This window comes from Seohaeicola nanhaiensis (genome assembly GCF_042654245.1).
GTDB lineage: Bacteria > Pseudomonadota > Alphaproteobacteria > Rhodobacterales > Rhodobacteraceae > Seohaeicola_A > Seohaeicola_A nanhaiensis.
Genome location: NZ_JBHSGI010000033.1, coordinates 379,486 through 395,847 on the forward strand (window position 1 = coordinate 379,486; position 16,362 = coordinate 395,847).

General features: G+C 65.2%; 17 protein-coding genes. 6 read left to right on the forward strand and 11 right to left on the reverse strand.

Annotated features, from left to right (window positions below; all coding sequences use genetic code 11):
- Positions 1-121: 121 nt before the first annotated feature.
- The 6 genes from ACFO5X_RS23085 to ACFO5X_RS23110 all read right to left on the reverse strand — a co-directional run bounded on the left by ACFO5X_RS23085 (position 122) and on the right by ACFO5X_RS23110 (position 6,652).
- Positions 122-1,117 carry an ABC transporter ATP-binding protein gene (locus ACFO5X_RS23085; protein WP_380722003.1) on the reverse strand — a complete coding sequence of 332 codons (996 nt, stop codon included), beginning with the start codon at positions 1,115-1,117 and terminating at the stop codon, positions 122-124.
- A complete protein-coding gene (locus tag ACFO5X_RS23090; RefSeq protein ID WP_380722005.1) occupies positions 1,117-2,106 on the reverse strand; it encodes an ABC transporter ATP-binding protein in 990 nt (329 codons plus the stop codon). The genes ACFO5X_RS23085 and ACFO5X_RS23090 overlap by 1 nt, the downstream gene beginning before the upstream one ends.
- Entirely contained in the window at positions 2,106-2,990 is an 885-nt protein-coding gene (locus tag ACFO5X_RS23095; RefSeq protein WP_380722008.1) for an ABC transporter permease, read from the reverse strand. The genes ACFO5X_RS23090 and ACFO5X_RS23095 overlap by 1 nt, the downstream gene beginning before the upstream one ends.
- Positions 2,987-3,964, reverse strand: a complete 978-nt coding sequence (locus ACFO5X_RS23100; RefSeq protein WP_380722012.1) for an ABC transporter permease — start codon at positions 3,962-3,964, stop codon at positions 2,987-2,989. The genes ACFO5X_RS23095 and ACFO5X_RS23100 overlap by 4 nt, the downstream gene beginning before the upstream one ends.
- A 67-nt stretch (positions 3,965-4,031) precedes the next feature.
- Entirely contained in the window at positions 4,032-5,594 is a 1,563-nt protein-coding gene (locus ACFO5X_RS23105; protein ID WP_380722014.1) for an ABC transporter substrate-binding protein, read from the reverse strand.
- A 92-nt stretch (positions 5,595-5,686) separates the two neighbouring features.
- On the reverse strand, positions 5,687-6,652 hold the full coding sequence (locus tag ACFO5X_RS23110) for a LysR family transcriptional regulator (RefSeq protein WP_380722016.1): 966 nt from the start codon (positions 6,650-6,652) through the stop codon (positions 5,687-5,689).
- 109 nt (positions 6,653-6,761) lie between these two features.
- Here ACFO5X_RS23110 and ACFO5X_RS23115 point away from each other — a divergent pair, with 109 nt between their 5' ends.
- Both ACFO5X_RS23115 and ACFO5X_RS23120 read left to right on the forward strand, forming a co-directional pair.
- Entirely contained in the window at positions 6,762-8,402 is a 1,641-nt protein-coding gene (locus tag ACFO5X_RS23115; RefSeq protein ID WP_380722018.1) for an amidohydrolase, read from the forward strand.
- Positions 8,399-9,277, forward strand: a complete 879-nt coding sequence (locus tag ACFO5X_RS23120) for a CobW family GTP-binding protein (protein WP_380722020.1) — start codon at positions 8,399-8,401, stop codon at positions 9,275-9,277. The genes ACFO5X_RS23115 and ACFO5X_RS23120 overlap by 4 nt, the downstream gene beginning before the upstream one ends.
- Positions 9,278-9,331: 54 nt before the next feature.
- On the opposite strand, the gene ACFO5X_RS23125 is transcribed toward ACFO5X_RS23120, so the two are convergent.
- The 3 genes from ACFO5X_RS23125 to ACFO5X_RS23135 all read right to left on the reverse strand — a co-directional run bounded on the left by ACFO5X_RS23125 (position 9,332) and on the right by ACFO5X_RS23135 (position 10,530).
- Positions 9,332-9,514 carry a DUF3008 family protein gene (locus tag ACFO5X_RS23125; protein ID WP_380722022.1) on the reverse strand — a complete coding sequence of 61 codons (183 nt, stop codon included), beginning with the start codon at positions 9,512-9,514 and terminating at the stop codon, positions 9,332-9,334.
- A gap of 61 nt (positions 9,515-9,575) precedes the next feature.
- Entirely contained in the window at positions 9,576-10,280 is a 705-nt protein-coding gene (locus tag ACFO5X_RS23130) for a winged helix-turn-helix domain-containing protein (RefSeq protein ID WP_380722024.1), read from the reverse strand.
- Positions 10,252-10,530: a hypothetical protein gene (locus tag ACFO5X_RS23135; RefSeq protein ID WP_380722026.1), complete on the reverse strand. Its 279-nt coding sequence runs from the start codon at positions 10,528-10,530 to the stop codon at positions 10,252-10,254. Before ACFO5X_RS23135 ends, ACFO5X_RS23130 begins: the two co-directional genes overlap by 29 nt.
- Positions 10,531-10,715: 185 nt before the next feature.
- Here ACFO5X_RS23135 and ACFO5X_RS23140 point away from each other — a divergent pair, with 185 nt between their 5' ends.
- The 4 genes from ACFO5X_RS23140 (at position 10,716) to ACFO5X_RS23155 (ending at position 14,732) form a co-directional block, all read left to right on the forward strand.
- A complete protein-coding gene (locus ACFO5X_RS23140; RefSeq protein WP_380722028.1) occupies positions 10,716-11,234 on the forward strand; it encodes a hypothetical protein in 519 nt (172 codons plus the stop codon).
- 129 nt (positions 11,235-11,363) lie between these two features.
- Entirely contained in the window at positions 11,364-11,996 is a 633-nt protein-coding gene (locus tag ACFO5X_RS23145) for a ribonuclease HII (RefSeq protein ID WP_380722030.1), read from the forward strand.
- Positions 11,997-12,086: 90 nt separating this feature from the next.
- Positions 12,087-13,184, forward strand: a complete 1,098-nt coding sequence (locus ACFO5X_RS23150; protein ID WP_380722032.1) for a site-specific DNA-methyltransferase — start codon at positions 12,087-12,089, stop codon at positions 13,182-13,184.
- 147 nt (positions 13,185-13,331) lie between these two features.
- Positions 13,332-14,732: an adenylate/guanylate cyclase domain-containing protein gene (locus tag ACFO5X_RS23155; protein WP_380722034.1), complete on the forward strand. Its 1,401-nt coding sequence runs from the start codon at positions 13,332-13,334 to the stop codon at positions 14,730-14,732.
- Positions 14,733-14,738: 6 nt separating this feature from the next.
- Here the strand turns inward: ACFO5X_RS23155 and ACFO5X_RS23160 are convergent, their stop codons facing one another.
- The gene (locus ACFO5X_RS23160; protein WP_380722036.1) at positions 14,739-15,143 is read right to left on the reverse strand and encodes a response regulator; all 405 of its coding nucleotides are present in this window, start codon (positions 15,141-15,143) and stop codon (positions 14,739-14,741) included.
- A 65-nt stretch (positions 15,144-15,208) separates the two neighbouring features.
- Complete coding sequence (locus ACFO5X_RS23165; RefSeq protein ID WP_380722356.1) at positions 15,209-16,342, reverse strand: alkane 1-monooxygenase; 1,134 nt, start codon at positions 16,340-16,342, stop codon at positions 15,209-15,211.
- Between the last annotated feature and the right edge of the window lie 20 nt (positions 16,343-16,362).

Genomic DNA, 16,362 nt, shown 5'->3' on the forward strand with positions numbered 1-16,362 from the left:
TCCACGGGTTCGGGTGGCGTTCGCTGTCCGGCTTCCTCTGGGCAGCTCCGCGCCCGGCCGTTGCCCAGATATAGGCGCAAAAACCGTTGCGATCCAAGCCTTACGTTGGTGGCGGCGCGGGTCAGGCCAGCGGCGAAACTGCGGACTCGTCGACCAGATGGCAGGCGATGCGGTGCCCGGGGCGCACCTCGCGCAGCGGCGGCGGAGTCTCGCGGCAGCGCTCCTGCGCCACCGGACAGCGGGTCGCGAACCGGCAGCCCTTGGGCGGGTTGATCGGGTCGGGCGGATCGCCGGGGATCAGGATGCGTTTCGTCGCCGCCCGGCGCGTCTTGTCCACCGAAGGCACGGCCGAGAGCAGGGCCACCGTGTAGGGATGCAGCGGGTTCGAAAACAGGCTGATGCGGTCAGCGTGTTCGACGATCTTGCCCATATACATCACGGCGATGGAATCGCTCATGTGCTGCACCACGCCAAGGTCGTGGCTGATGAACAGATAGGTCAGCCCGAATTCCTTCTGCAACCGCCGCAGCAGGTTCAGGATCTGCGCCTGCACCGCCACGTCCAGCGCCGAGACCGGCTCGTCGCAGATGATAAGTTCGGGCTGGGTCGCCAGGGCGCGGGCGATGCCGATGCGCTGGCGCTGCCCGCCCGAGAACTGGTGCGGGAACAGCCGCTGCTGTTCCGGGCGCAGGCCCACGGCCTTGAACAGCCGCGCGACGATCTCCTGCTTTTCCGCCTCGGGCTTGTCCGATAGGCTGTCCAGCGGTTCCTTGACGATGGCCTCGGCCCGCTGCCGGGGGTTGAGACTGGAATAGGGGTCCTGGAAGATGAACTGTACCCGCCGGCGCGCCTTCAGCAGCGCCGCGCCCTCCAGCGGCAGGATGTCCTGCCCGTCCAGCATCACCTTGCCGCGCCAGGCATTGACCAGCCGCGCCACTGCCAGGGCGGCGGTGGTCTTGCCCGACCCGGATTCGCCGACGATGGCCAGCGTCTCGCCCTGCTTCAGTGCGAAAGAGATGTCGTCGACCGCCTGCAGATAGCTCTTCTTGCCAAAGGCGCCGCCGCGTTTCACCTCGAAACGCACCGACAGGTTCTCGACATTCAGCAGATCGCCCATCACATCGCCTCCGCGTGCCAGCAATCGGCGATCTGGCCGTTGGCAAAGACCTTTGCCGGGGGCCGCTGGTCCAGGCACTCCTGCGTCCGATGCGAACAGCGCGAGGCAAACAGGCAGCGGTTCTGCCCGAAATCGCGCAACGAAGGCACGATGCCCGGCACCTCGGTCAGATCGTGGCGTTCCTCGGTGACGGTCGACAGGATATGCGGCACGCAAGAGATCAGGCCCCGCGTATAGGGATGGCGGGCATGGTCGATGATCTGCTCCACCGGTCCGATCTCGGCCTTGCGCCCGGCATACATGACGATCATCCGCTCGGCCATTTCGGCCACCGCGCCCATGTCGTGGGTGATCAGGATGATCGAGGTGCCGGTCTGCGCCCTGAGATCGCGCAGAAGGTCGAAGATCTGCGCCTGAACGGTCACATCCAGCGCCGTCGTCGGCTCGTCCGCGATCAGGATCTTGGGCTTGCAGGCCAGCGCCATGGCGATCATCACCCGCTGCCGCTGACCGCCCGACATCTGGAACGGATAGGCCGAGGCGCGTGATTTCGGGTTGGGTATGCGCACCGCGTCCAGCAGCGCGACCGCCTGATCCCACGCCGCCTTGGCCGACAGCCCCTGATGCGCGCGCAGCACCTCGGCGATCTGTTCGCCCACAGTGAACACAGGGTTCAGCGAGGTCATCGGCTCCTGGAAGATCATGCCGATCTCGTTGCCGCGAATGTCGCGCAGGCGGCTTTCGCTGGCCGTCGTCAGATCCTCCCCGTCCAGCAGGATCCGCCCCGAGGCCACGCGCCCGATCCCCTCGGGCAGCAGCCCCATGATCGCGAGCGCCGTCATCGACTTGCCGCAGCCGGATTCGCCGACGAAAGAGATATTCTCGCCCGGCATCAGGTCAAAGGACAGGTCGTCGATCACCGGGGCAACGCCGCCACGGGTCTTCAGCTCGATGCGCAGGTTCTCGACCTTGAGAAGCGGTTCGGTCATCAGCGCAGCCTCAGCTTGGGGTTCAGCGCGTCGTTCAGCCCGTCGCCGACAAGGCTGATCGCCAGCACGGTGATGAAGATCGCGAGACCAGGAATCGTCACGGTGAAGGGCGATTCAAGGATATAGGTGCGGTTCGATCCGATGATCTGGCCCCAGCTCACCACGTTCGGGTCGGTCAGGCCCAGGAACGACAGCCCCGCCTCGAACAGGATCGCGCCGCCCACCATCAGCGCCGACTGCACGATGATCGGCGTCAGCGCGTTCGGCAGGATGACCTTGAACATCAGCTTGAGGTTCGATGCCCCCGAGGCGCGGCTCGCGGTAACATACTCCAGCTCGCGAATGCGCAGGAACTCGCCCCGGGTGATCCGCGCCACGGCGGTCCAGCTCACCACGCCGATGGCGAAGGTGATCATCGGCAGCGAGGCGCCGAACAGCGCCACGATGACCATCGAGAACAGCAGCGTCGGCAGCACCTGGAAGAACTCGGTAATGCGCATAAGCACTTCCTCGACCACCCCGCGATAGAAGCCGGCCAGCGCGCCCACGGTCACACCGATAAAGACCGAGACCAGCGCCGCGGCCAGCCCGATCACCAGCGACACCCGCGCCCCCGACAGGATCAGCGCGGTCAGGTCGCGGCCAAGGTAATCGGTGCCCAGCAGAAACCCGTCCGCCCCGGGCGGCGAGAAGGGCGCCCAGACCATGTCGAAGGGATCGGTGCCATACAGCGCCGGGCCGAAGATCGCGGCCAGCACGATCAGGATCAGCACGATCAGCGCGGCCACGGCGGCGTGGTTCTTGCGGAACATCTCCCAGGCCTCGGCAATCGGCGGCCGGGCCTTTTCGACGGTTTCCTCGGGCAGGGCGGGGGCGTCGCTCATCTGCGTCCTCCGATGCGGGGATCGACCAGGCGCAGCGCGAGGTCGGTCAGGATATTGCCGACAATCACCACCAGCGCCGAGAAGAACAGGATGCCGAGGATCGTCGGCGTGTCACGGGCGATGATCGACTGGAAGGCCAGCGTGCCGAGACCGGGCCAGGAAAACACCGTCTCGACCAGCACCGCACCCGACACCACCGCCGAGAACTGCAGCCCCGCCAGCGTGATGACGGGCGACAGCGCGTTCTTCAGCGCGTGCTTGTAGACCACGTCGCGCATCGTCAGCCCCTTGGCCTTTGCGGTGCGCACATAGTCCGACCCCAGCACCTCCATCATCGTGGCCCGCGCCAGGCGCGAATAAAGCGCAAGGAAGATCGAGGCGAGCGTGATCATCGGCAGCACCAGATGGCGCGCGATGTCCAGCGCATGGGCGAAGAAACCGCCTTCGATGGTCACATCCTGCATCCCCGCGACCGGGAACCACTGGATCTTCAGCGAAAAGGCGATCAGCAGCAGGATCCCTGTCCAGAACACCGGGGCGGAATAGCCGAAGAGGGCAAAGAAGGTGACGAAGTGGCTGAGGATGCCGTTCGGCCGCCGGGCCGAGAAGACGCCCAGTACCACACCGACCAGCAGCGCCAGGATCTGCGCCGACAGCACCAGCAGGAGGGTTGCGGGCAGACGCTCCAGGATCAGGCTGGTGACCGGCTGGTTGTAGAAGAACGAATAGCCAAGGTCGAAATGCAGCACCCGGAAGATATAACGGCCGAGCTGCACCAGAAAGGGCTGGTCAAGGCCATAGTCGGCGCGAATGCGGTTCAGAATGGTCTCGTCCGCGCCCCCCATCGACTGTGCGATGGTATCGGCCACATCGCCCGGGGCGAGGTGCAGCATCGTGAAGTTGAGAACGAGTACCGCCAGCAGAAGGATCACGGCATAAGCAAGCCGGATCAGGGTCGATCTGAGCTGGTCCAAGGGCGGATCCTTCTTGGTCTGGCTGGACCCCGCGGCGTGCAAAGCCGCCGCGGGGCAAAGGGACGGATCAGTCCTTGAGATAGGTCATGTCGATGGGCGAGCTGGTGCCCCAGATGCCCATCGGCGGATTGCCCACCTTGTCGGAATAGATCGTGTGCATCGGCACCGCGTTCAGGAAGTAGATCGGAACCTCTTCGGCGACGATCTCCTGGAACTCCTTGTACAGCGCCTTGCGCTTCTCGGGGTCGTTCTCGGTGCCGGCCTCGGCAAGCAGCTCGTCCACCCGGGCGTTCGAATAGCCCTGCGTGTTCGACCAGACGCCCTTGCCGATGTTGTCGCTCATGTAGGTCCGGTTCACCCCGATTACCGGGTCGCCCCAGTTATAGACCGAATCCAGCGACATGTCGTAGTCCAGCGTGCCCATCAGCTTGGCCCAGCTCGGGAAGTCGGCCGAGGAATGGATCGTCACGTTGATCCCGACCTTGGAGAGCGCCTGCTTGATGTATTCCGTCGCCGGCTTGTACCCCGGGAAGGGCGCCAGCTCGAGCGTGATGTCGAACCGCTTGCCGTCCTTCATCGGGAAACCGGCCTCGTCCAGCAGCGCATTGGCCTTGTCGAGGTCGAACGGATAGTTGTTCACATCCGCATCGTACAGCGGGCTGTCCGGGTGAATGCCCGTCTTGGCCTCGGTCGCCGTGCCCCGCAGGATCGCCTTCAGGATGAAATCCTTGTCGATCGCATAGGCAATCGCCTGACGCACCTTCACCTCTTTCAGCGGGCCGCGCGTGGTGTTGATCGCCAGCCAGTCGATCGGGCCGATGCCGCCATAGCCCTTGTTGGTGATGTTCAGCCCCTTCACCTTGGACAGGCGCTGGATCAGCGTCGGTTCGGCCTCGAAGGCGGCCAGCATGAGCTCGCCGTTCTCCAGCGCAATCGCGCGGGCCGAGCTGTCGGGCATGATCCGCATCACGATCTTGTCGAGATAGGGGCGGCCTTCCATGAAGAAACCGTCATAACGCTCGAGGATGATGTGCTCGCCGTTCTTGAACTCGACCAGCTTGAACGGGCCCGAGCCGACCACATCGACGTTGTTGCGCGGGTGGTTCTTCGGGTCCTGCCCGTCGCCATAGATGTGCTTCGGAATGATCGACATCAGCTGCCCCGACATTGCCAGCATCAGCGCCGGGTGCGGTTTGGACAGGTTGATGACGGCCGTGTGTTCATCCGGCGTGTCGACCGAGGTCACCGGCGCGAACATTGACTTGAACGGGTGATATTCCTTGATGATATCCACCGAAAACGCGACGTCTTCCGAAGTGATCGGATGGCCGTCGTGGAAGGTGGCGTTCTCGACCAGATGCAGCGTCACGTGCAGCCCGTCTTCGCTGACCTCCCAGCTCTTGGCCAGATAGGGCTGCGGCGTCCAGCTGTCGTCATACCGCAGCGGCGAGGCGAAGAGCTGCGCCCCCGGAAAGCCGGTGGCGATGCCTGACTGCACCGCCGGGTTCAGCACGCGGGGCGTCGAGGTGATGACCGTCACCAGCGTGCCGCCGCGCTTGGGCTCGTCGGCAAGGGCCGAAGTGGCCAGAAGCGCCGCAGCGGCGGTCGCTGTCAGGAATTGTTTGAACATGTGTCGCACGTGGCGTCGTCCTCCGTGTTGGTCGTTTGAATTTTTCTTATTGGAGAAAGCCTAGACCAGCCCCGTTCCCCCATAAAACAGTTTTAATGCGGACTATTGGTGGCTTTTTTGGCGGAAGCGGGCGGAGGTGCCGTAACCGTAAGCGGGATGAAGGCTCCGGCGTCGCGCAATTCGATACAGGTGCGGATGAAGGCGCGGATGGTACGCGGCTGCCGGGTCTGCCGCATGGTGGCGATTCCAAAGATCGGGGCCTCGGTCTCGTCCAAAATCGGCAACGCGCGATAGGCGCTCTTGGCGCCCTCGAAGCCGGGCGGGCGGATGTTCAGGATGGTATAGCCAAACCCGCCCGCCACCAGCGCCCGCGCAAAATCGGCCGACCGGGTGGCGTGGCCGATCATCGGCTTCAACCCGCGGCGCGAGAACAGCGTGCTGAAATACTCGCGCGCATAGGGCAGGTCCAGCATCACCATCGTGCGGCGCGACAGCTGCGCATAGGTGACCCCGGGCAGGTCCGACATCGGGTCGTCAGTCGAGATCAGCGCATAGGGCGCGGCGTTGAACAGCGGTTCGAACTGCTGGCCCGAATCGAGCCCCATCTCATAGGTGAAGGACAGATCCGCCTTCCCGTCGCGCAGGTAATCGACGACCGTGGCCATGTCGCCTTCCAGCACATCCACCGTGATATTGGGTCGGCGATCCTTCATTGCCTTCAAAATAGGCGGAAGGAAGGCCGGCGCGGCCGTCCCATAGCATCCGATGCGCACAACGCCGGTTTCGTCGCCGCCCACCGATTGCAGGTCGGCCTCGAAATGGCGTGAATGGTTCAGGAAGGCGCGCACCATCTGCAGGGCCTCGAGACCCGCCGGGGTCGCGTGGATGCCCTTGGCCGGCGTGCGCACGAACAGATCGTAGTCCAGCGAGTGCTCCAACGCGTCGATGGCGGCGGTGATGGACGATTGCGAGATCGCCATTTCCTCGGCCGCGCGGGCAATCGAGCCAAGCCGCCCGGCGGCCTCGACATAGCGGAGTTGTTTCAGCGTGAAGTTCATCGGGGCACCATTCCACCAGAAATTCGCGGATGTTGGCCAGATAAAACCATTTTTCCTTGCATGGGAAGCGGCCTAGGCTCCCCTGCAACAGATAACCCAGGAGATATCCGTGGCCGGCATCACCGTCTATTCCGCTAAATCCATCCTCACCATGAACCCGGCCCGCCCGCGCGCCACCCACGTCGCGGTGCGCGACGGGCGCATCCTGGGCGCCGGCACGCTGGAAGAGCTGGAAGGCTGGGGCGACTATACGCTGGACGACCGGTTCGCCGACAAGGTGCTGATGCCCGGTCTGGTCGAGGGCCACGCGCATACCTCCGAAGGCTCGCTCTGGCGCTACACCTACCTCGGCTGGTTCGACCGGATGGATCCGGCCGGCAAGTCCTGGGACGGGCTCAAGACCATCGACGCCGTGCTCGACCGGCTGCGCGTGGCCGAGGCCGAACTTGACGGCGAAGCGCCCCTTTGCGGCTGGGGCCTCGACCCGATCTACATGAACAACCAGCGCGTCAACCGCGCACATCTCGACTCGGTCTCGCCCAGCCGGCCCATCGGCGTGATGCACGCCTCGGGCCACATCCTGAACGTGAACACAAAGGCGCTGGAACTGGCCGGGCTGATGAAGACCGGTATCAATCACCCCGGCATCCCCCTTGGCCCAGACGGCTATCCGACGGGCGAACTGAAAGGCCCCGAGGTGATGACCCCGGTCGGCCCGCATGTCGGCTTCGACCGCTCGCTGATGGATTGCGACGAACAGGGCCTGCGCGACTTCGCCAAGCTCTGCGTGCGCACCGGTGTGACCACCGTGACCGACCTCGCCTCGCGGCTCGAGCCCGAAACGGTCGAGATGATGCTGCGCGTGACGGGCGAGGCGAAATACCCCGCCCGCGTCGTCCCGCTGCGCTTTTTCCTCGGCCTGCCGCCCAAGGACCTCGTGGCCGAGGTCATCCGGCTCAAGGGCCTGGCCACCGACCGCTGCCGGCTGGGCCGCATCAAGGTTGTCGCCGATGGCTCGATCCAGGGCTTTTCCGCCCGGATGAAATGGCCGGGCTACTACAACGGCGCGGAAAACGGCCTGTGGTATGTCGCCCCCGAGCAGCTGGCGGAAATCTACGCCCATGCGCTCGATGCAGGCATCCAGGTGCACACCCACACCAACGGCGATCAGGCCACCGAACTGGCGCTCGACACGCTGGGCCCAGCGCTGCAGAAGCACCCCAGCCGCGATCACCGTTTCACCCTGCAACACTGCCAGCTGGCCGATACCGCCCAGTTCCGCCGGATGAAGGCGCTGGGCATGTGCGTCAACCTCTTTGCCAACCACCATTTCTACTGGGGCGACGAACACTACCGCCTGACCGTCGGCCCCGAGCGTGCCACCCGCATGAACGCCTGCCGCACCGCGCTGGAACAGGGCGTGCCGATGACCATCCACTCCGACGCGCCGGTCACGCCGCTCGGCCCGCTCTTCACCGCCTGGGCGGCGGTCAACCGCATCACCGCCTCGGGCCGGGTGCAGGGCGAACACGAACGGATCGGCGTCGACGATGCCCTGCGCGCGGTCACCCTCGGTGCAGCCTACACGCTGCACCTCGACGGCGAGATCGGCAGCATCGAAACCGGCAAACGCGCCGATTTCGCCGTGCTGGAACAGGACCCGACCGAGGTCGATCCGATGGCGCTCAAGGACGTGCCGGTCTGGGGCACCGTGCAGGGCGGCCGGATCTTCGCGGCGAGCGCGCTGTGAGCCGCCTGCCGGTCACGGTGATCGGCGGCTATCTCGGCGCGGGCAAGACCACGCTGGTCAACCACCTGCTGCGCAATGCCGCCGGGCGGCGGCTGGCCGTGCTGGTCAACGAATTCGGCGCGCTGCCCATCGACGCCGACCTGATCGAGGCGCAGGAGGGCGATCTGATCGCCATCGCCGGCGGCTGCGTCTGCTGCTCCTTCGGCAGCGACCTGACCGCCGCGCTGATGCAGATCGCGGCGCTCGATCCCGCCCCGGACCACGTGCTGATCGAAAGCTCGGGCGTGGCGATCCCGGGGTCGATCATGGCGACGGCCGCGCTGCTCGACTCGGTGCGCTGCGACGGCATCGTGGTCGTTGCCGATGGTGGCGGGGTGCGCGCGGCGGCAGAGGACGCCTATATCGGCGACACCATCACCCGTCAGCTGGCGCAGGCCGACATCGTGATCCTGAACAAGGCCGATCTCGCCGCCGCAGGGCTGGCCGACTGGCTGCAAACGCTCGCCCCCCAGGCCGCGGTGGTCACCTGTCAGAACGCGCAGGTGCCGCTGGACGCGGTCATAGGTATGGGCCCGCATCCGGCCCCTGCGCATGACCATGCCCACGATCATGCCGACGATCTGTTCGAGAGCGTTGTCCTCACGCTGCCAGCAGGAACCGACGCCGCCGCCCTCGCACAATCGCTCGCCGAAGGCCCCTACGGAGTCGTGCGCGCCAAGGGCTGGCTCAGAGGCACCGACGGAATGGCACTGATCCACGTCGTCGGCCGCCAGTGGAGCGCGGAATCGGCCGCCGACACAGCCCGCGAGGGCGTGGTCTGCATCGGCCCCAGGGGACAGCTCGACATCGACGGCCTGCGGCGCCTGGCGGGCTGAACCGAAATCCGTCACGGATTTCGGACCGTTTTCCGTGCCGGAAAACGCGCCCCTTCAGCCCTTCTTCTCGGGCAGCCCCTTGCGCTTGGTCGAGGCGAAGTCCTCGAGTTCCTTCTCGCTCATCGACTCGTACATCTCCTTCGACGCACCCTGAAGCTCGCTCTTCTTCGTCTCGCCGCGCTTGGCGGACAATGCGGCGCCCGCCGCTTTCTGCTGGGCCTTGGATTGGGCTGGCATGATGTGATCCTCCGTTTTACCGGGGAAAAACCGCGCGGGGCGCCGCGCGGTTCCGCGCCGGTCAGATCATCCGGATCACATCCTTGTCGATCGCCAGCATATAGCCGCGCCGCGCGATGTTCTTGACCAGCAGCTCGCTCACCATCTGGTTACCCAGCGTGTCGCGCAGCCGCTTGATCCGCGTCGCCCCCGCCGCCTCGTCGCAATCCGACGCGTCCTTGCCCGAGATCACCGATTCGATCTCCGCGCCCGACAGCACGTCGTCGTCCAGCCGCGCCTCGGCCAGAACCGCCAGCGTCTCCATCGCCGCCGCCGTCAGCTTGAAGCCGAAGTTGTTGAGATAGACCGTATTCTCCTCCCGGCTGATCAGCAGCGAGTTGACCTGGATCCCCTGCCGCTCGATCTCGCCCATCCGGCGGTTCATCGTCACCAGCATGACCAGAAAGACCAGCGCCGCCACCAGCAGCAGCGTGGCGAAGATCATCAGCACGAAAATGACCATCCGGTAGCCGGCCAGCGTGTCGGAAAAAGCAGTCCCCGACTGGGCGAGGATTTCCAGCAGCTTGATCTCGGCCTGACCGGTCAGCGCGTCATTGGCGATGAACAGCTGTTCGACCCGCGCGTTGAACGCGTTGGCATCGGGCAGGGCGATCAGCAGCATAACCCCGGCGAGGACCAGGATCACGACAATGGCAGTGAGCCCGAGGCCGACAATCCGGTTGCCCGACCGCCGCGCGTCAGAAGCGGAGAAAGAACTCTCCGGCATTGGCTCTCCTTTCGTTGAGACCTTCGGGACCGAAGACCGACAGCACGTTGAGAAGCGTCCAGCCCTGGGCGGCCAGACGGGCAGAAACTTCGGCACGGGCCGCGCCCTGCTGGCACGCCCCCTGCAATTGCATGACGCCGTAATGAAGCCGCAGCGGGTTGCCCTGCTTGGCCTTGTAATCGGCGTAACAGTCCGCCGCGAGGGCCGGCTGAGCCAGCGCCATCGTGGCGGCAAGGATGAGATTTCGCATGAGGTGCTTCATGCGGGCACTCTGCGCCCGGCCGCGCGGATATTCAATGACAACAGGCGTTTGCGACATCGTTATCCGATAACAGGGCGCCGTTATTGCCTGTCCTGGGGGGCAGGTCCAGAGTTTGGGTCATCGCCGGTCACGACAGATCGGACACGGCCACACCAACCTCGAAAGGAACGTCCATGCACCGCAAGTTCATCGCCCTGATCGTCTCTGCTGCGGTCGCCGTGACCGGCTTCACCGCCCCCGCCCGGGCCGACAGCGACGACATCGCCAAGGCGCTGCTCGGCTTCACCGCCCTCGCGCTGATTGCCAAGGCCATCGACGACAGCAAGAAGCAGACCACCGTGATCAACCGCTATCCGACGCGGCCCATCTATACCCAGCCGCGCCCACCGATCTACACCCAGCCGCGGCCGCCGATCTACAGCCATCCGACCTATCCGACCTATCCCAATCCGCGCCCGTTGCCGCCGCAGATCTCGAAATTTGACCTGCCGCAAAGCTGCCTGCGCAATTTCCAGGTAAACGGTCGGCCCGTTCAGCTGTTTGGCAACGCCTGCATGAACCGGACCTACGCCTATACCCGGGCGCTGCCGAACGCCTGCGAATATCGCTTCCGCGGCGATCGGGGCGCGGTGCACATCGGCTACGAGCCCTTCTGCCTGCAACAACGTGGATACCGCACGGCGCGTTTCTAGCCTGCGGAGGCGGCGCATCGGTTCGCGCCGTCGGTGAAGGGAGGGTCCGCGGACCCTCCCTTTTTTTGTGTGAACCGCACAGCGCCCGCCCCCTTGCATCGACCCACAGATTCGGTCCAGCAAGGGCACATGACCTGCCCGGACGACAGCCTCGAACGCGCCGCGATGGACCGCGGCTTTCTCCGCATCGCGGGGGTGGACGAGGTGGGGCGCGGCCCGCTGGCCGGTCCGGTCACGGCGGCGGCGGCGGTGCTCGACCTGACGGTCATCCCCGATGGCCTGAACGATTCGAAAAAGCTGACCGCCCGCATGCGCGACACGCTGACCACGACGATCCGCGCCCGCGCCCAGATCGCCATCGCTCATGCCAGCGTCGCCGAGATCGACGAATTGAACATCCTGCGGGCCAGCCACCTCGCCATGATGCGCGCGGTGGGGATGCTGGATCCCGCCCCCGATTTCCTGCTCATCGACGGCCACCTGCTGCCCCGCGACTTGACCATTCCGGCGCTCGCCGTGGTCAAGGGCGATGCCCGGTCGGTGTCGATTGCGGCGGCCTCGATCATGGCCAAGACGGCGCGCGATGCGATCATGGTGGATTTGGCGCAACAGCACCCCGGCTACGGCTGGGAGCGCAACGCCGGCTATCCAACAAAATGTCACACTTTGGCGCTGCAAAATCTCGGCGTCACCCCACATCATCGGCGGTCGTTCAAGCCCGTCCACAATATCTTGTATCAAGTTAAAACGATAACCGGTTGATTCAAAAAAGAATTTGACGGCGAATCGGTCATGACTCATCCTGCTGTCAACCACGAGAGCGCAGCAAAGCGCCCGGGACAGAGGCAGAAGATGACGAAGACCAAACAGACGAGCGCAGCCGCGCTCCCGTTGAACACGATTATCGATGGCGATTGCATCGAGGTGATGAACGGCCTGCCTGCCGGGTCGATCGACCTGATCTTTGCTGACCCGCCCTACAACCTCCAGCTCAAGGGCGAGCTGCATCGCCCCGACAACAGCCAGGTCGACGCCGTCGATGACCACTGGGACCAGTTTTCCAGCTTCGAGGCCTATGACACCTTCACCCGCGCCTGGCTCAAGGCCGCGCGCCGCCTGCTGAAACCGAACGGCGCGATCTGGGTGATCGGATCCTATCACAACGTCTTCCGCGTGGGCGCGGCGATGCAGGATGCGGGTTACTGGCTGCTGAACGACGTGGTCTGGCGCAAGTCGAACCCGATGCCCAACTTCCGCGGCAAGCGCTTCACCAATGCGCACGAGACGCTGATCTGGGCCAGCCGCGACGAAGGCGCCAAATACACCTTCAACTACGAGGCGCTGAAAGCGCTCAACGAAGGTATCCAGATGCGCTCGGACTGGGTGATTCCGCTCTGCACCGGGCATGAACGCCTGAAGGACGCCAACGGCGACAAGGCGCACCCGACGCAGAAGCCCGAGGCGCTGCTGCACCGCGTGCTGGTCGGCACCACCAACCCCGGCGACGTCGTGCTCGACCCCTTCTTCGGCACCGGCACCACCGGCGCCGTCGCCAAGATGCTGGGCCGCGAATATATCGGGATCGAGCGGGAAGAGGCATACCGCAAGGCCGCGACCGCCCGCATCGCCAATGTGCGCAAGTTCGACCGCGAGGCGCTGGCCGTCACCGCCAGCAAGCGCGCCGAGCCGCGCGTGCCCTTCGGCCAGCTGGTCGAACGCGGCCTGCTGCGCCCGGGCGAGGCGCTCTATTCCCCGCGCGGCCAGGTCGCCAAGGTGCGCGCGGACGGTACGCTGATCGGCACCGACGTGCGGGGTTCGATCCACCAGGTCGGCGCCCATCTCGAAGGCGCCCCCAGCTGCAACGGCTGGACTTACTGGAGCTTCCGCAAGGATGGGATGAACGTGCCCATCGACGTGCTGCGCCAGCAGATCCGCTCCGAGATGGACTGAGACCCCTAAAAGTTTCGCATGTTACCGCCGGTGCCTGTGGCCTGACACATGGCACTCACCTGCCCCGCCTTAACGGCGGGGCATTTTTCTATGAAATGGGGCAAGGGATGCCTATCTAGGCAGTGCGCACAAGCGAAGGGGCGCCGCATGGCACGCTTTTTCAATCCGTTCTCGGTCCTTGCCGGTCTCGATGAACCGATCCGCGACACCTCGACTCTGAACCGGCACACCGAAGCCGTGCTTGAGCGACACAAGCGGGAAGGGCTGCACCTGGCCGTCCATGCGCGCTGGGTCGCCATTGCGGTCGTCGCCGTGATGCTGCCGATCCTGAACCCCCGGTGGGACATGCTCTATTACGAGGTGCTTCTGGTGGCGATGGCCGGGGTCGGCTGGCTCCAGCGGCGCGTCGGCGTGGTGGGCCGGTCGCGGCGCGAACTGCTGGTGCTCATGCTCGACATCGTGCTGATGACCTTCATCATCGCGGTCCCGAGCCCCTTCGCGCCGGAAGACTGGCCAACGGCGGCGATCCACCAGTTCGGCGGTTTCGATTATTTCTACGTTCTGCTGGCGGCGGGCACGCTGGCCTATTCCTGGCGCACGATCCTGGCCTTCGGCTGGTGGACAGGCGCGCTCTGGGCGCTGGTTGCGGGCGGAATCTGGCTGTTCGGGCGTCAGGTGCCCGGCCTCAGCGAAGGCATTGCGCAGGCACTGGGGGATCGCGCCGATCTGGCCAGGATCCTCGACCCGAATTCGCTGCGGCTGAACTTCCGCATTCAGGAAATGGTGGTTTTCCTGCTGGTCAGCCTGATCCTGGCGCTGACTGTCCGCCGCTACAGCCGGTTGCTGCTGAACAGTGCCCGGCTGGAACGCGAGCGAGAGAACCTCTCGCGCTATTTCTCGCCCAACGTGGTCGAGCAGCTCTCGCAGAACGACGAGCCGCTGAAACAGACGCGCACCCACGACGTCGCGGTGCTGTTCGTCGATATCGTCGGCTTCACCCATTACGCCGCCACCCACGATCCGCAACAGGTGATCGCCACGCTGCGCGGGTTTCATGCCCGGATGGAGGCCGAGGTCTTCCGCCATGGCGGCACGCTCGACAAATATCTGGGCGACGGGATGATGGCGACCTTCGGAACGCCCTTTCCCTCGGAACAGGATGCCATCAACGCGCTGCGCTGCGTGCGCGCGATGCGCGACTCGCTGCAGGTCTGGAACGCCGAGCGGGCCGCAGCAGGCGAGCCACCCATTCTCGGCAGCTTCGGGTTGCATTTCGGCCCCGTCGTGCTGGGCGACATCGGGGCGAACCGTCTGGAATTCGCGGTGCTGGGCAATACCGTCAACGTCGCCAGCCGGATCGAGAAGCTGACCCGCCCGCTGGTCTGCGAAATCGCGCTCTCCGACCAGATGCGCCAGCGCGCTGAAGGGCAATCCACGCCGGGCGACCCGGCGCTCGACGGGCTGTTCCGCCAGGCGCCCCAGGCCGTGCGGGGACTGGACGAGATGGTCACGGTCTGGACCCTGTCCCGGCCCGAGGTGCTGCACTGATCCGGCTCAGTGCAGCGCCATCCGTTTCGGCAGGGCGGCCGAGAAGACGGCGGCATTGAATTCGGTCTTGGTAAAGACCCTGTGCACCCCGGCCAGTTCCGCCTTCTGCCACATGAAGGGCGAGGGCCAGTCCGACACCATGATGACCGGGATCGCGCCCAGCCGGGCATCCTGCGCCAGTTCCAGCGCGAAATTGGCCCCCTTCCCGTCGGGCAGGTTGTTGTCCAGCAGGATCGGCGCGATCGGCGTTGTCGCCAGCGCCTCGCGCGCCTCTTCGATGCTGGCCACCACCGTCAGCTCGACCTTGGACAGCGCCGCCCGCACCGCTCGGGCAATCATGCGCTGGTCATAGGTGCTGTCCTCGACAATCAGGCATTTCCGCTGCGCAGGCGTGGCTGCGGTCTGGGGCACGGGCGCTCTCCTTCTCGGCCGATGCCGCAGTGTGGCACCCGCACCTTAACGAAGGATGAATGGCGTCAGCGGGGCATCGGCGTCGCGCCCTTGTTATAGGGCGTCCAGTCGGTGATTTCGGGATAGTACATCGCCCGCCAGCGCCGCACCCGCGGATTCATCACCCGCCGCCACACCCGCGGCATCAGCGCCAGCGTGGTCATCACCGCATAGCCATGCGGCAGCTGCGGCGCCTCGTCTTCGGTATAGTTCTGCAACAGCGGAAAGCGGCGGTTCGGCTTGTAGTGGTGGTCGGAATGGCGCTGCAGGTTGATCAGCAGCCAGTTCGACGCCTTGTGCGCCGCGTTCCAGGAATGGCGCGGCAGGACATGTTCGTATTTCCCGTTCCCCAGATGCTTGCGCGACAGGCCGTAGTGCTCGACGTAATTCACCATCTCCAGATGGAAGATCGCGACGAAGGCCTGCACCAGGAACAGCCCGACACCCGCCAGACCCCCGCAGGCGAAGGCCAGCCCGAGGAAGACGGCCTGCAACGCCCAATAGCGGAAGAACGGGTTCGAACGGTCGCTCCAGGCCAGCCCCTTTCGCGCCAGCTGCGCCTTCTCGGCCCGGAACGCCGACTTGGCGCATTGCACCAGCACCCGCCCGAAGAACCGCCAGAACCCTTCGCCATAGCGCGCGCTGACCGGATCGCGCGGCGTGCCGACCCAGGTATGATGCACCAGCAAATGTTCCGACCGGAAATGCGAGTACATCACCATCGCCAGCAGGATATCGCCCAGCCAGCGTTCAAACCGCGATTTCTGGTGCATCAGCTCGTGGCTGTAATTGATCCCGATCGTTCCGGTCACGACGCCGACGCCAAAGAACAGGCCGATGCGCTCCAGCGTGTCGAGGTGTTCGGCCCGCGTCGCATACCAGATCAGGCTGAACAGCGTCACCACCTGCACCGACACCCAGGCCCAGGTGATCACCTTGTAGGCAGTCAGATGCTCCTCACCCGTCTCCGGGTCGCCGTTCTCCAGGTTCAGGCCCAGCACCTTGTCGAGCGCGGTATAGGCGTTCCAGGTGACAACCACGACCAGCAGCACCCAGAACCCGCCCTTCACGGCGCCCAGCCACAGCAGCGGAACCAGCAGGAACGAGGTGGCGAAGGGCAGGACGTTCTGCCAGCGGGCAAGCGTTTCCGGCGGGATCATGTCGAACTCCAGATGTCGGT

Bases quoted from the DNA above. Each gene is read 5' to 3' on its own strand.
- ACFO5X_RS23150 (WP_380722032.1), top strand. From the start codon at position 12,087: ATGACGAAGACCAAACAGACGAGCGCAGCCGCGCTCCCGTTGAACACG.
- ACFO5X_RS23140 (WP_380722028.1), top strand. From the start codon at position 10,716: ATGCACCGCAAGTTCATCGCCCTGATCGTCTCTGCTGCGGTCGCCGTG.
- ACFO5X_RS23125 (WP_380722022.1), bottom strand. From the start codon at position 9,514: ATGCCAGCCCAATCCAAGGCCCAGCAGAAAGCGGCGGGCGCCGCATTG.
- ACFO5X_RS23135 (WP_380722026.1), bottom strand. From the start codon at position 10,530: ATGCGAAATCTCATCCTTGCCGCCACGATGGCGCTGGCTCAGCCGGCC.
- ACFO5X_RS23165 (WP_380722356.1), bottom strand. From the start codon at position 16,342: ATGATCCCGCCGGAAACGCTTGCCCGCTGGCAGAACGTCCTGCCCTTC.
- ACFO5X_RS23105 (WP_380722014.1), bottom strand. From the start codon at position 5,594: ATGTTCAAACAATTCCTGACAGCGACCGCCGCTGCGGCGCTTCTGGCC.
- ACFO5X_RS23145 (WP_380722030.1), top strand. From the start codon at position 11,364: ATGACCTGCCCGGACGACAGCCTCGAACGCGCCGCGATGGACCGCGGC.
- ACFO5X_RS23085 (WP_380722003.1), bottom strand. From the start codon at position 1,117: ATGGGCGATCTGCTGAATGTCGAGAACCTGTCGGTGCGTTTCGAGGTG.
- ACFO5X_RS23130 (WP_380722024.1), bottom strand. From the start codon at position 10,280: ATGCCGGAGAGTTCTTTCTCCGCTTCTGACGCGCGGCGGTCGGGCAAC.
- ACFO5X_RS23110 (WP_380722016.1), bottom strand. From the start codon at position 6,652: ATGAACTTCACGCTGAAACAACTCCGCTATGTCGAGGCCGCCGGGCGG.
- ACFO5X_RS23090 (WP_380722005.1), bottom strand. From the start codon at position 2,106: ATGACCGAACCGCTTCTCAAGGTCGAGAACCTGCGCATCGAGCTGAAG.
- ACFO5X_RS23155 (WP_380722034.1), top strand. From the start codon at position 13,332: ATGGCACGCTTTTTCAATCCGTTCTCGGTCCTTGCCGGTCTCGATGAA.
- ACFO5X_RS23095 (WP_380722008.1), bottom strand. From the start codon at position 2,990: ATGAGCGACGCCCCCGCCCTGCCCGAGGAAACCGTCGAAAAGGCCCGG.